This window comes from Micromonospora sp. NPDC057141, assembly GCF_042670805.1.
Taxonomy (GTDB): Bacteria; Actinomycetota; Actinomycetes; order Mycobacteriales; family Micromonosporaceae; genus Micromonospora.
This window is the reverse complement of record NZ_JBHUVA010000007.1, coordinates 41964-55690: the sequence shown is the minus strand read 5'-3', so window position 1 is coordinate 55690 and position 13727 is coordinate 41964. Positions and strand designations below refer to the sequence as shown.

Genomic DNA, 13727 nt, shown 5'->3' with positions numbered 1-13727 from the left:
TCCCGGCTTCCCCGGTGGCACTCCCGGCTTCCCGGGTGGCCATGGCGACGGCCCGCCCGGCAGCCCCGGGAACGACCTTCCCGGCAGGCTGGGCGTTCCCGATCCGGAACTGCCGGCCGGACCACGCCCGTTCGTGCTGACCTCCGGCAGGGTTGCCGGGGTGGACCCGGCGATCAGCCTGGAGACCCAGGTGACCGCCAGGCCCGGTTCCGGCGCCCGGAGCACGGGGTCGTTCTCCCGGCTCGCCCCCGAACTCCAGGCGATCATCGCGCTCTGCGGGGACCCGATCTCCGTGGCGGAGATCTCGGCCCGGGCCCGGCTGCACTTCGGCGTCACCCGGGTCCTGGTCGGTGACCTCCGGGCCGCCGGCCACCTCGACGTGCACGTCAGCACCGCCAACGACGCCCTTGACCCCGACATCATCCTGCGAGTGATTGATGGACTCCGTGCGATCTCCTGAATGGCCGCCGGCCCCGCTGGGCGGGCTTTCCGCCAACAGCGCCGCCGCCCGCTACGGCACCCCGGCGGGTGCCACGCCGGCCACCGGACGCGCCACCCCGCCGGCCACCCCGGCACCGCCGCACCGGCCGCCGGTCGGGTCGCGGCACGGCGTGCCGGACGTCGGCCCGGGCCGGTCCGCGCCACCGATCCCGGTCAAGATCCTCGTCGCCGGCGGCTTCGGAGTGGGCAAGACCACGACGGTCGGGGCCATCTCGGAGATCGCGCCACTGACCACCGAGGCGGAGATGACCAGCGCCGGGATCGGCATCGACGACCCCGGCGCGCGGTCCGGCAAGACCACCACCACGGTGGCGATGGACTTCGGCTGCGTGACGATCGACCGCAGCCTGAAGCTCTACCTCTTCGGTACGCCAGGCCAGAACCGCTTCGGGTTCATGTGGGACGACCTGGCCCGGGGGGCGCTCGGCGCGCTGGTGGTGGTCGACAGCTCCCGGCTGGACGACTGCTATCCGGCGATCGACTTCTTCGAGCGTGCCGGGCTGCCGTTCATCGTCGGGGTGAACGCCTTCGACGGCCAACTGGCCGTCGACCTCGCCTCGATCCGGTGGGCCCTGGCCATCTCCGACCAGGTGCCCCTGGTGCAGTTCGACGCCCGGGACCGGCTCTCGGTGCGGGACGCCCTGCTGGTCGTCCTGGACCGGGCACTGGACCGGGCCACCCGGGACAGGAGGGACTGAACCGGCCCGGTTCGGTCCACACGCGGAAGGGGTGGCGACATGAGAGGTGATCTCGACGAGACGCTGGCCCGGCTCGCCCGGCGCGAGGAGGCGCTCCGCCGACGGGGCGCCGACCTGGGAGACGAGCCCGGCCGGGAACCGGCGGCTCCGGCCGTCCCGGTGGAGACCCCGGCCCTGCGCTCCCGGCCGGGGGGCGACGCCGGCCCGAACCCGGCGGACGCCCTGCCGCGCCGGATGGGCAGCGTCCCGGCCCTGCCCGCCGCGCCGGCCCTCGCCTATCCGGCCGGTGCCGCCGCCGGGCGGGACCCGGTCGACGAGGTGAGCGAGGCGGTCGCCCGGGTGGTGGCGGCGCACCCCGGCATGACGGTCGCGTTGCGGGTGGAGCACGACGGACAGTCGTACCCGCTGCGGGTCGGCTGGTCGAACGGGCGGGTGACGGTCGGCGCGGAGGCCGCGACCGTACCGCCCCCGGTGTGGCCGCTGTCGGTCAAGGCCGGTCCGGCGTGGACGTCCGACGACGACCGCCTGAAGGCGGACCCGGCGGCCCGGCTGGCGGAGCTCATCCGGCGCGACCCGTCACTGCTCGACGGCACCGACCCCACGCGCTGACCCCGACCGCCGCCCCGCCCCGCCCAGCCGCCCCGCCGGCGTGCTCACCGGCCCGGTGGCGGTGTGAGAGGGGAACCCTTCTCTACCGTAGGCGTTAACAGGGGGCCCTTCCTTGCCGCTAACCTCGGGCGGTGGCCGCACCCGACCTGACCCTCGTCGCCAGCCTGCGACCGGCCGCGCTGGACGGCCGGCGCGGCGTGGTGCGGCTGCACCCGGAGGTGTTGACGGCGCTCGCGCTGCGCCCCGGCGACCCGGTGCGGCTCGCCGGCCGCCGGGTGACCGCCGGGATCGTCGCGCCGGCCGGGCCGACCGCGAGCACGGCGCTGCTCTACGCCGACGACCTGCTTCTGGGCAACCTGGGGATACGCGACGGCGGGCAGGTGACGGTGAGCCGGGCGCCGGTGCTCCCGGCCCGCCGGGTGACCCTGACCGGGCCGGTGCAGGTCGCGGCAGCGGTCTCCCCGGAGATGCTCCGGCTCGCGCTGCTCGGCAAGGTGGTCACCGTCGGCGACGACGTCTCCCTGCTGCCGCAGGACGTGCTGCCGGACGCCTCGGTGCGCGCCCTCGTGGCGGCGGCCCGGCACAGCCTCTCCACCACCGTCGGGTACGCCTGGACGAGCACCCTGCTCACCGTGGCCGCCGCCGAGCCGGACGTCGCCACGCTGGTCACGATGGACACCGTGGTCGGCTGGGAGCACGGGCCGGCAGCCCTCCCTGACGGGGCGACCAGAGCCGACGAGGGGACCGCCAGCGGCGCGGGTGGCGGGCTGGACGCCGCGCCGGCCGTGGACGAGCTGCCGGGGCTGCGGGCACAGGCCGAGGAGCTGACCGAACTGCTCGACCTCGGGTTCCACCACCGTGAGGTGCTGGGCCGGCTGGGCACCTCCGTGTCGCTCGGGGTGCTGGTCGCCGGGCCGGCCGGATCGGGCAAGTCCGCCCTGGTCCGGGCGGTCGCCGCCCGGGTGGGTGCCCGGGTCCGCCCGCTCTGGGCGCCCGAACTGGCCGCGCTCGCCAACGACGCGGCGGCCCGGCGGCTGCGCGCCGCCGCCGACGAGGTACGCGGCGGCGGCCCCGCCGTGCTGCTGGTCACCGACGTGGAGGCGCTCGCCCCGGCCGACGACGCCGGCCCGGTGGCCACGGTGTTCCGCCAGGTGCTCGCCGAGACCGTCCGGGCCGGGGTGGCCGTGGTCTGCACGACCAGCCGCCCCGAGGCGGTCGACCCCGGGCTGCGCGCCCCGGACCTGCTGTCCCTGCGGATCACCGTGCCGCTGCCCGACCAGGCGCTGCGCCGGGAGCAGCTGACCGTGCTGACCCGCCAGGTGCCGCTGGCCGAGGACGTCCGGCTGGACGAGGTCGCCGGGCGTACCCCCGGGTTCGTCGCCGCCGACCTGGCGGCGCTGGTCCGGGAGGCCGGGGTACGGGCGGCGCTGCGGCAGAAGTCGGCCGACGCGCCGACGGTGGCGATGGCCGACTTCACCGCCGCCCTGGAGGTGGTCCGGCCGACGACCATGGCCGGGTCCACGCTGGAGCTGGCGGACGTCACCCTCGACGACGTCGGCGACATGGTCGAGGTCAAACAGACGTTGACCGAGTCGGTGCTGTGGCCGCTGACCTACCCGGACACCTTTGCCCGGCTGGGCGTGCAGCCGCCGCGCGGGGTGCTGCTCTACGGGCCTCCCGGCTGCGGGAAGACGTACCTGGTGACCGCGCTCGCCGGGTCGGGGCGGGCGAACGTGCTCTCGGTGAAGGGCGCGGAGCTGCTGTCGAAGTGGGTCGGCGAGAGCGAGCGGGCGGTCCGGGAGCTGTTCCGCCGCGCCCGGGAGGCCGCCCCGACCCTGATCTTCCTCGACGAGGTGGACGCGCTCGCCCCGGTACGCGGCCAGGCCAGCGACGGGGGCACCACCGACCGGGTGGTCGCCGCCCTGCTCACCGAGCTGGACGGGGTGGAGTCGCTGCGCAACGTGGTGGTGGTCGGCGCGACCAACCGCCCGGACCTGGTGGACCCGGCGCTGCTGCGCCCCGGCCGGCTGGAGCGGCTGGTCTACGTGCCGCCGCCGGACGGGTCGGCCCGCGCCGAGATCCTGCGCGCCGCAGCCCGCAACGTCCCCTTCGCCGACGACGTCGACCTCGCGGCGCTCGGTGCAGGGCTGGACGGCTTCTCGGCGGCCGACTGCGCGGCGCTGGTGCGGGAGGCGGCGCTCGCCGCGATGCGCGAGTCGCTGACCGCGTCGACGGTCACGGCGGGGCACGTCGAGGCGGCGCGGCGGCGGGTCCGCCCGTCCCTCGACCCGGCCCAGGTCTCCTGGCTGGCGGCGTACGCGCAGGCCCGCGACGCCCGCTGAGGCCCGCGCCGCGGCGGGAGAAGGGTGCCGGTTGACTCAGAAGGCGGGCGGGATGGCGTCGAGGGAAATCTCCGCGCGCACCGCGTCGCCGTCCTCGATCAGCTTCGCGCCGCACCTGCGGAGCACCGAGACGGCACCGGCGTTGTCCCGGGTTGTCTCCGCCACCACCGTGTGCATCCCGGCCGCCGCCGCGAGGTCGAGCAGGTCGCGCAGGGCGGCGGCGCCCACGCCCTGACCTCGGGCGGAGCGGCCGAGCCAGATTCCCGTCTCCACCGTCCCGGGCTCGGCGCGGCGGGTCATCCGGATCATGCCCAGCACCTCGCCGCCGACGAGGACCGCGTACATGGCGGTGCGGGTGGGGCCGTCGAGACCCGCCATGCCGGTGCGGTAGTAGTCCCGGAACGCCTCCCGCCGGGCGTGCGACCAGCCGGCCGGCGCGTCGACCGGGGGCATCACGTCGTCCGGCTCGGCCTCGGCGACCGCCACCGAGAGCAGCGGCTCCAGGTTCCGTTCGTCCACCGGCTCCAACCGGACCGTTCCCGTCACCTGCCGAAGTCTGCCGCCCCGCACCCGCCCGAGTCCACCCTTTGGCGTCCCTCCACCGGTCCGGCAGCAGCTACGACCCGGTCGGACGGTGGCTCGACCGGGGCCGAACTCGCAGAGGGCGACGGGCCGCCGGGTCAGCGGCGTCGGTTGCGGGCCCGGGAGGAGCGCAGGCGGCGCAGCCGGCCGACGAGGACCGGCTCGGCGGCCAGCGCGGCCGGATTGTCCAGCAGGCCGTTCAGCAGCTGGTAGTAGCGCGTCGCGGAGAGGCTGAAGGTGTCCCGGATCGCCTGTTCCTTGGCCCCCGCATGCCGCCACCACTGCTGCTCGAAGGCGAGGATGCGCAGTTCCCGCTCGCTGAGGCTGAGGCCGGGGGTGGGGCTGGGGGCGGGGGCGGCCGGCTCGGCTTCGACCGGCTCGGCGGTGGCGGGTTCGGCGGTGGTGGCCGGCCCGGCATCGGGTTCGGTGGGGGTGGCGGACTCCGGTGCGGACCGGGGCGGGGGGACGGTGACGCCCTCCCGGGTGCCCGTGGCCTGCCGGGTGCCAGGGCACGCCGGCCTGGGCCGGTCGGTGTCGGCCGGGGCGGCGTCGGCAGGCGGCATGGCGGTCCTCACGCGGGCGTGCGAAGGGCCGGCGGAGCCGCGCCGGCCGGGGGATCCCCAGCCTAACCAGGGCGGACCCGGACCGCATCGGACGTGCGGTGCGGCCCGGGCCACCCGGTGGCACTGCTCAGGCGACGTCCCGCCGGCGCATGCTGACCAGCGCCGCGCCGAGGCAGACCACCAGCGCGACGGAGAACAGGATCGACGCGTGCTGCCAGGTCAAATCGAAGGTTGCCGGCTCGCACTCCCCGTAGTAGGTGGCGTTGCAGGCGTTCCAGTCCTCCAGGGTGACCTTCTTCATCATCCACGCGAGCCCGTACGTCGGCAGCAGCCACGCCTCGACGAAGCGCGCCCCGGCCATCGACATCACCATGCCCAGGCCGAACTGGCCGACCACGACGGCGCCGATCGCCCCGCCGAGGGCCATCGCGGTGTGCCGGCCGAGCGAGGCGAGCGCGAACCCGATGGTCGCCGCGACCACGATCAGCGCCAGCCCGCGCAGCCCGGTCAGCGCGAACGACTGCCACACCCCGGCCGTCATCTTCTCGGTGGTGCCGCGCAGCGTGCCGACGACCCAGAACCCTGCGGTCCAGACCGCCGCGGTGGCCAGGGCCACGGCGACGAGCCCGGTGAGCAGCGCCGCCAGCTTGGTCAGCAGTACGGTGAGCCGCTGGGGCCGCCAGAGCAGCAGGTTCATCATCCCGCCGGAGCTCCACTCGGCGCCGACGAAGGAGGCGCCGATCACGAACCCGAGCCCCGCCAGGATCGCGGTGAAGGTGATGATCATCTCTTCGAAGCTGGCCCGGAAGTCGAACGTCGACGGCAGGTACCACTGCGCCTCGATGCTCTCCGGCGGCGGCGGGGTGATCATCTCGCAGTCCGGCGGGAACCGGCCGTCCTGCTCCTCGGCCTGACCGGACGCCTTGGCCTGCTCGCAGGCCTTGCGCTCCTGCTCGGCCCAGCGCACCTGCTCCTGGTACTGCTGCTCGGCCTGCCGCTGGGCGGCGGCCTGCTGCTCGGGGCCGATCTTCTGGTTGGTGAAGAAGACCCCGACGAGGACCGCGCCGAGCACCAGCAGGCCGAGCACCGTCGCCCAGCGGGCGAAGCGCCGCTTGCCCAGCCGGCGCAGCTCCGTGCGATAGAGGCTCATGCGCCCCAACCTCCTCCGGCGACGCCGGGCTGACCCGCGTCACCGACCTTCGTGGACTGGTCGACCTGGCGGTGCTGCCCCGGCACGGGGGCGGTCGAGGTCAACTCCAGGAAGACGCTCTCCAGGTCGACCGTGACGGGAGCCAGCTCGCTGACGTACAGGCCCTGACCGGCGAGGATCCGGCTCACCTGGGCCGGCTTCTCGACGCCGGCGAGCATCAGGTGGTCGGGATGGGCGGTGACCGCCACGCCCGCCCGGGTGAGCGCGTCGGCCGCGGCCGGAAGGTCGGTGACCGCCTCCAGCCGGACCCGCACGGCCCCGCCGGAGTGCTCGGCGAGCACCTGGTCGACCGGGCCGAAGGCGACCCGGCGGCCGAGCGAGATGATCGTGACCGAGTCGCAGATGAGCTGGATCTCGCCGAGGATGTGGCTGGAGAGCAGCACGGTCATCCCCGAGGCGGCCAGGTCCCGGGTGAGCGTGCGCATCTCCCGGATGCCGCCGGGGTCGAGGCCGTTGGCGGGCTCGTCGAGGATGAGCAGCTTCGGGTTCTTGAGCAGCGCCGAGGCGACGGCGAGCCGCTGTTTCATGCCGAGCGAGTACGTCTTGACCCGCTCGCCGGCCCGGTCGCGCAGGCCGACCAGCTCCAGCACCTCGTCGACCCGGGTCGGTGGCACCTCGCCCGCCCCGGCCAGCAACGACAGGGTGTCGCGGGCGGTGAAGTGCGGAAAGAACTGCGGGCTCTCGACGATCGCGCCGACCTGGCCGACGACGGCGGGCAGGGCGGCGGGCACCTCCTGCCCGAGGATCGCCATCCGGCCGCCGTTGGGCCGGATGAGCCCGAGCAGCGTACGCAGGGTGGTGGTCTTGCCCGACCCGTTGGGGCCGAGGAATCCGTGCACCTGCCCCTGCTCGACCAGCATGTCGAAGCCGTCGAGGGCGTGTCGGACCCCCCGACGGCGACTCTTGTACGTCTTACGTAGACCTTCTATTTCCAGGACAGCCGACAAGCTGTGCCTCCCCCGATGAGAACCGGTGACGACGACACCATACGCGGTATGCAGGGGGACGCAATACCCGGTATGCAGTCCGGTGTGTCAGGCGGTGACGACGTGGACGCCCGCCGCGCGGAACACCTCCACCAACACCGGGTTCGCGCCCGAGTCGGTCACCAGGGTCTCCACCCGGTCGACTGGGCAGATCCGGGCGAACGCGTGCCCGCCCAGCTTGGACGAGTCCGCGATGATCACCACCCGCTTGGCGCGGGCCACCATCAGGTTGTTCATCGCCGCCTCGCCCTCGTGGTGGGCGGCGGCGCCGAGCTGCGGGTCGATCGCGTCCACGCCGAGCAGGGCGACGTCCAGGGTGACCTCGCGCAGCAGCGCCCCGCCCAGCGGGCCGACCAGCTCGAACGACTTGGGCCGGACCACACCGCCGGCCACCACCACCTTCATCCGGGAGCGGACCAGCAGCTCGTTGGCGATGTTGAGCGCGTTGGTGACGACGGTGAGCTGGGCGCCCTCGGCGCTGGTGTTCAGGTCGGGCCGGACGGCCAGCGCGCGGGCCACCTCCGTGCTGGTGGTGCCGCCGTTGAGGCCGACCACGGTGCCCGGGGTGACCAGCGCGGCGGCGGCCGCGCCGATGCGCTGCTTCTCGGCCGAGTGCTTGGCGGTCTTGTAGCGCAGCGGCAGGTCGTAGGAGACGCCGTTGGCGACCGCGCCGCCCCGGGTGCGGGTGATCATCTGCTGCTGGGCGAGCTGGTCGAAGTCGCGCCGGATGGTGGCCTGGGAGACGTCCAGCCGCCCGGCGGCCTCCTCCACGCTCACCCGGCCGTTGTCAGTGAGCATCTCCAGCAGCGCGTTCCATCGGGCGTACCGGTCCACTGCGGGGCCTCCACTGACTGCACGAAGGGTGATCGATTGCGTGCACAGTAGTGCGCGAAACTAGAAGGTGCAAAACTCCGCTCTGCGCGATCGGGGACCCGGTTGCCAGGGACGCGAGGTTTCGCGCAGAATAACGCGCGAAAGGCGGCCGTATTGCGCCGTATTGCGCACGACCTCCCAGCGAGGAGTTCTCATGGCGTTCGTGCCCGCAGAGATCGCGAGTCAACCCGACTGTTGGCGGGAGGCAGCGCTGCTGTCCCCCACGGTCGCCGAGCACCTGCCGCGCCCCGGGGAGCGGGTCGCCGTCGTCGGCTGCGGCACGTCGTGGTTCATGGCGACGGCGTACGCCGGGCTGCGCGAGGCCGCCGGCCACGGCGAGACCGACGCGTTCCAGGCGTCCGAGTTCCCCACGGGCCGCCGCTACGACCGGCTGATCGCCGTCACCCGGTCCGGCACCACCACCGAGGTGCTGGAGCTGCTCGCCGCGCTGCGCGGCCGGATCCCCACCACCGTCATCGTCGGCGACCCGGTCTCCCCCGCCGTGGACGTCGCCTCCGCCGTGGTCGCCATGCCCTTCGCCGACGAGCGGTCCGTGGTGCAGACCCGGTTCGCCACCACCGCCCTGGCCCTGCTCCGCGCCCACCTCGGCGACAACCTCGCCGCGCTCTCCGCAGACGCCGAGGTCGCCGTCCGGGCCCCGCTGCCGATCGACCCGGCCCACATCGAGCAGGTCACCTTCCTCGGCCGGGGCTGGACGATCGGGCTGGCCCAGGAGGCCGCGCTCAAGTGCCGCGAGGCGGCCACCTTCTGGGCCGAGGCGTACCCGGCCATGGACTACCGGCACGGCCCCATCTCGGTGGCCGCGCCGGGCCGGCTGGTCTGGGCGTTCGGCGACATCCCGGAGGGGCTCGCCGAGGACGTCGCCGCCACCGGGGCCGCCTTCGTGCACAGCCGCACCCACGGCTGCCGCACCGTGCTCTCGAGCTGGGCCGCCGGGCGTACGCCGGTCGACCCGATGGCCGACCTGATCCTCGCCCAGCGGTTCGCCGTCGCCCTGTCCACCAGCCGGGGCCTCGACCCCGACGCGCCCCGCCACCTGACCCGCTCCGTGGTCCTCGCGTGAACCCAGCCGACGTCGTCAGCCCAGCCGACGTCGTCGTCGCGCTGGACGTGGGCGGCACCGGCATGAAGTGCGCGCTGGTCCGCCCGGACGGCACCGTCGTGCACGCCGAGCGGCACCCCACCGACGCGGGCCGGGGCCCCGAAGCCGTCGTCGAGACGATCCTCGACGTCGCCGACGGGCTGGCCGGCAAGGCCCGCGCCGACGGGCTCGACCCCGTCGCGCTGGGGATCGCCGTGCCCGGCGTCGTCGACGAGGCCGCCGGGGTGGCGGTCTGGTCGGCGAACGTGGGCTTCCGGGACGTACCCCTGCGGGACCTGGCGGCGGCGCGGCTCGGGCTGCCCACGGCGCTCGGCCACGACGTGCGCGTCGGCGGGCTCGCCGAGGCCCGGCTCGGCGCGGGCCGGGGCACCGGGCACGTGCTCTTCGTCGCGATCGGCACCGGCATCGCCGCCGCCCACGTAGTCGACGGGTCGGCCGCCACCGGCGCGCACGGTGCCGCCGGGGAGATCGGCCACATCCTGGTCCGCCCCGGTGGCCCGCGCTGCGGCTGCGGGCGCGACGGCTGCCTGGAGGCGGTCGCCTCCGCCTCGGCGATCGCCCGCCGGTACGCGGAGCTGACCGGCGCGGGGCTGACCCGCGCGGCGGGGAACGGCACGGCGGGGAACGGCGGCGGACCGCCCGACATTCCCGCAACCGCCGCCGAGGTGGCCGACCGGGCCGCCGCCGGGGAAACCGTCGCCGGGCGGGTCTGGGCGGAGGCGGTCGAGGCGCTGGCCGACGGGCTGGCCACCGGCCAGGCCCTCTTCGACGTGCAGACCGTCGTGCTCGGCGGCGGCCTCGCCCAGGCCGGCCCCCGCCTGTTCGACCCGCTGCGCGCGGCGCTGCGCGAGCGGATGACGTTCCACCGCCGGCCGCGCCTCGTCGCGGCGGCCCTCGGCGACGAGGCCGGCTGCCTCGGCGCCGCCCTGCTGGCGCTCGACGCCCGCTGATCCGTACCGGCACGCCTCACACAGGTCTGGAGAAACTGATGACCCTGCGGGTTAACGGCAAGGTGGTGACCCCGACCGGCGTGATCCGGCAGGGCTGCGTGGAACTCGACGGCGACCGGATCACCGCCGCCGCCGAGTACCCGTCGGTGCGCGACGGGCACTGGATCGTCCCCGGCTTCGTGGACATGCACACCCACGGCGGCGGCGGGCACACCTTCACCACCGGCGACGCCGAATCCGCCCGCCAGGCGGCGGCCTTCCACCTGGGGCACGGCACCACCACCCTGCTGGCCAGCCTGGTCAGCTCGCCGTTCGAGCTGATGCGGGCGGCGACGACCGCATACCGGCCGCTCGTCGAGGAGGGAACGCTGGCCGGCGTCCACTTCGAGGGGCCGTACCTCTCCCCGGCCCGGTGCGGCGCGCAGAACCCGCAGTTCCTCCGCGACCCGTCCGTCGACGAACTGACCGAGCTGATCAAGCTGGGCGGGGGCGCGGTGCGGATGGTCACCCTGGCCCCCGAGCGAGACGGCGCGCTGGAGGCGATCAAGCTGCTCACCGCCCACCGGGTCGTCGCCGCCGTCGGCCACACCGACGCCACGTACGACCAGACCAGGGCCGCCGTGGCGGCCGGCGCGAGCGTCGGCACCCACCTGTTCAACGGCATGCGCCCGGTGCACCACCGCGAGCCCGGCCCCGTCGTGGCCCTGCTGGACGCCCCGCACGTCGTCTGCGAGCTGGTCGCCGACGGGGTGCACCTGCACGACGGGATGCTCGCCTTCGTCACCGCGACCGCCGGCCCCGAACGGGCCGCCCTGATCACCGACGCGATGTCCGCCGCCGGCATGCCCGACGGCGAGTACGAGCTGGGCGGCCAGGCCGTCACCGTCGCCGACGGGGTGGCCCGGCTGGCGGCCGACGGGGCGATCGCCGGCAGCACCCTCACCATGGACGCCGCCCTGCGGCACGCCGTGCACGCGGGCGTGCCGATGGCGGACGCCTGCCGGATGGTGGCCACCACCCCGGCCCGCGCCATCGGCCTCGGCGACCGGGTCGGCGCGCTCCAGGTCGGCCTCCGCGCCGACCTGGTCGTCCTCGACGACGACCTGAACGTGGTCCGGGTGATGCGCGGCGGCTCCTGGGTGGAGTGACACCCCGCGCCGGGGCCGCCGGGCCGCCTCTCGGGCGGCCCGGCGGCGCGGGGGCCGGCCGGGTCAGGGCAGGGCGTCGACCTCGACACCGAGGACGGCCTGCTCGTCGGGGCGGTGCACCAGCACGTCGGCCAGGTACGACTGCACCGCGTGCCGCATGCCCACGTCCCGGCCGGCCCGCTCGGAGAGCAGCCACTTGTGCTCGATGATCTGCGCGAACAGCTCCTGCGGCTCCAGCTTGCGCCGCAGGTGCGCCGGCACCGCCCGGACCACCGGCTCGAAGACCTCGGTGAGCCAGCGGTGGGAGGCCTGCTGTTCGTCGGTCAGGTCGCTCTCCGCCCGGTACGCGTCGAGGTCGTTGAGCAGCTTGCGGGCCTGGTTCTCCTCGGCGTCCAGCCCGGTCAGGCGGAGCAGCCGGCGGTGGTGGTAGCCCGCGTCGACCACCTTGGGCCGCACCAGGTACCGCCCGTCGGAGATGCTCGACATGGCCACCTCGGCCACGTCGAAGCCCAGCTCGTTGAGGCGGCGGATCCGGCCCTCGATGTCGTGCCGGGCCTCCCGCTCGACCTGCTGCTCGTAGGTGATCTCGTGCCAGAGCCGCTCGTAGCGCTGCACGACCTCCTCGCACACCACCTCGGGGTCGATCGACTCGTGCAGCAGGCCGGCGGCCTGGAGGTCGAGCGCCTCGCCGAAGATGTTGACCCGGGCGATCTCCAGGTCCTCGCCGCGCTGGCCGTTGGAGAGCGAGTTGTGCAGGGCCCCGGTCTCGGCGTCCACCAGGTACGCGGCGAACGCGCCCGCGTCGCGGCGGAACAGCGTGTTCGACAGCGAGCAGTCGCCCCAGAAGAAACCGGTGAGGTGCATCCGGACGATCAGGGCGGCCAGCGCGTCGAGCAGCCGGCCCATCGTCTCCGGGCGCAGCGTGTGGGAGAACAGCGCCCGGTAGGGCAGCGAGAACTGGAGGTGCCGGGTGATCAGCACCGGGTCCAGCGGCTCCCCGTCGTCGGTCTGCCGGTCGGCGACGATGGCCACCGCCTCCACCGCCGGGAAGTCGATCCGCTCCAGCGCCCGCAGCAGGTCGTACTCCCGCTCGGCGACCCGCTCGCCGGTCTCCTTGACCGCGTAGACGTACCCGCCGAGGCGGACGAAGCGCACGATGTGCCGGGAGATGCCCTGCGGCAGCGCCACCAGGTGCTCGGCAGGCCACTCCTCCAGCGGGGTCGACCAGGGAAGGTCTAGCAGCGCCGGGTCCACGAGGGCAGAGGTGATCCGCACGCCGACAAGCATGACGGGTCGCCCGCCGCAGCGCTCCCCATCGTGGCTCGCCCCACAGCGGGCGGGCAGCGGCCCGGTAGCGTGGTCGCGTGCGCGAGACCCAGACGGTACGGCGGAAAGTGCAGCTCAGGCCCGTACGCCCGGCCGGCTGGTGGTGCGACGCACTCCTGCTCGCCGGATTGGCGACAATCACCCTCGCGCTGGCCCGGGGGGCGCTGCTCGGGCTCGACCTCGCGGTGAGCCGGTGGGCGTTCGCCAACGACCCGGTGCCGCTCTACCGGACCGCCCAGGTGTTCAACCTGCTCGGGCAGGGCGGCTGGCTGCTCATGCCGGTCTCCGGCGCGCTGGCGGTGGCCGTGGCGTGGCGGCGGCGCTCGGTGCGGCCGTTCCTGCTGGTCGGCGGGGCGTTCCTGCTGACGTCTGCGACCATCGGGCCGCTGAAGCTCTGGACCGACCGGGCCGCGCCGACCGCCAGCGTGAAACCGCCGTTCCTGCCGCCCGAGGAGGCGGTGCGCATCTTCAACCACCTGCCGGCCGGGGCGTACTCGATGTCGTACCCGTCGGGGCATGTGGCGAACGCGATCGTCTGGTACGGGGTGATCGCGGCGCTGCTCGTCGCGCTGACGGCCGGGCGGCTGCGCCCGGCGACGCACCGGCTGATCCGGTTCGCGCCGCCGGCGATCCTGCTGGTCACCACGACGTACCTGAACTACCACTGGCTCACCGACGGGCTGGCTGCGCTGCTGCTGGGGCTCGTGCTCGACCGGCTGCTGCACCGGGTGCCGTGGGACGACGTGCCGCTGCCCCGCCGGTGGCTGGCCGGCTGGGATCGTCCCGCGCTGTTCACCTCGACCCCCTAGGGTCCGA

At 74.7% G+C, this 13727-nt stretch carries 13 protein-coding genes and 1 pseudogene; 8 read left to right on the top strand and 6 right to left on the bottom strand.

Annotation, left to right across the window (positions count from 1 at the left end; all coding sequences use genetic code 11):
- Positions 1–31: 31 nt before the first annotated feature.
- The 4 genes and pseudogenes from ACFT41_RS07220 to ACFT41_RS07205 all read left to right on the top strand — a co-directional run.
- Positions 32–460, top strand: a pseudogene (locus ACFT41_RS07220) (DUF742 domain-containing protein); the annotation flags it as partial.
- On the top strand, positions 438–1199 hold the full coding sequence (locus ACFT41_RS07215) for an ATP/GTP-binding protein (protein WP_377582094.1): 762 nt from the start codon (positions 438–440) through the stop codon (positions 1197–1199). The pseudogene ACFT41_RS07220 and the gene ACFT41_RS07215, both read left to right, overlap by 23 nt.
- A 39-nt stretch (positions 1200–1238) precedes the next feature.
- Entirely contained in the window at positions 1239–1808 is a 570-nt protein-coding gene (locus tag ACFT41_RS07210) for a hypothetical protein (protein ID WP_377582091.1), read from the top strand.
- A 131-nt stretch (positions 1809–1939) separates the two neighbouring features.
- Entirely contained in the window at positions 1940–4150 is a 2211-nt protein-coding gene (locus ACFT41_RS07205) for an AAA family ATPase (protein ID WP_377582088.1), read from the top strand.
- A gap of 36 nt (positions 4151–4186) precedes the next feature.
- Here the strand turns inward: ACFT41_RS07205 and ACFT41_RS07200 are convergent, their stop codons facing one another.
- From ACFT41_RS07200 to ACFT41_RS07180, 5 genes are all read right to left on the bottom strand, one after another.
- Complete coding sequence (locus ACFT41_RS07200) at positions 4187–4696, bottom strand: GNAT family N-acetyltransferase (protein WP_377582084.1); 510 nt, start codon at positions 4694–4696, stop codon at positions 4187–4189.
- A gap of 134 nt (positions 4697–4830) precedes the next feature.
- Positions 4831–5295, bottom strand: a complete 465-nt coding sequence (locus ACFT41_RS07195; protein ID WP_377582082.1) for a DUF3263 domain-containing protein — start codon at positions 5293–5295, stop codon at positions 4831–4833.
- A gap of 127 nt (positions 5296–5422) precedes the next feature.
- Entirely contained in the window at positions 5423–6445 is a 1023-nt protein-coding gene (locus ACFT41_RS07190; RefSeq protein WP_377582080.1) for an ABC transporter permease subunit, read from the bottom strand.
- Complete coding sequence (locus ACFT41_RS07185) at positions 6442–7365, bottom strand: ATP-binding cassette domain-containing protein (protein ID WP_377582078.1); 924 nt, start codon at positions 7363–7365, stop codon at positions 6442–6444. Before ACFT41_RS07185 ends, ACFT41_RS07190 begins: the two co-directional genes overlap by 4 nt.
- Positions 7366–7539: 174 nt before the next feature.
- Positions 7540–8325 carry a DeoR/GlpR family DNA-binding transcription regulator gene (locus ACFT41_RS07180; RefSeq protein WP_377582075.1) on the bottom strand — a complete coding sequence of 262 codons (786 nt, stop codon included), beginning with the start codon at positions 8323–8325 and terminating at the stop codon, positions 7540–7542.
- Positions 8326–8518: 193 nt separating this feature from the next.
- Here ACFT41_RS07180 and ACFT41_RS07175 point away from each other — a divergent pair, with 193 nt between their 5' ends.
- From ACFT41_RS07175 to nagA, 3 genes are all read left to right on the top strand, one after another.
- On the top strand, positions 8519–9448 hold the full coding sequence (locus ACFT41_RS07175; protein ID WP_377582073.1) for an SIS domain-containing protein: 930 nt from the start codon (positions 8519–8521) through the stop codon (positions 9446–9448).
- Between the two features lie 62 nt (positions 9449–9510).
- On the top strand, positions 9511–10437 hold the full coding sequence (locus ACFT41_RS07170; RefSeq protein ID WP_377582320.1) for an ROK family protein: 927 nt from the start codon (positions 9511–9513) through the stop codon (positions 10435–10437).
- Positions 10438–10475: 38 nt separating this feature from the next.
- Positions 10476–11585, top strand: a complete 1110-nt coding sequence (gene nagA, locus ACFT41_RS07165) for an N-acetylglucosamine-6-phosphate deacetylase (RefSeq protein ID WP_377613760.1) — start codon at positions 10476–10478, stop codon at positions 11583–11585.
- 63 nt (positions 11586–11648) lie between these two features.
- Here nagA and ACFT41_RS07160 read toward each other — a convergent pair whose 3' ends face one another.
- On the bottom strand, positions 11649–12872 hold the full coding sequence (locus tag ACFT41_RS07160) for a DUF4032 domain-containing protein (protein ID WP_377587267.1): 1224 nt from the start codon (positions 12870–12872) through the stop codon (positions 11649–11651).
- Between the two features lie 77 nt (positions 12873–12949).
- On the opposite strand from ACFT41_RS07160, the gene ACFT41_RS07155 reads away from it, so the two are divergent.
- Complete coding sequence (locus ACFT41_RS07155) at positions 12950–13720, top strand: phosphatase PAP2 family protein (protein ID WP_377587266.1); 771 nt, start codon at positions 12950–12952, stop codon at positions 13718–13720.
- The last annotated feature ends 7 nt before the right edge of the window (positions 13721–13727 follow it).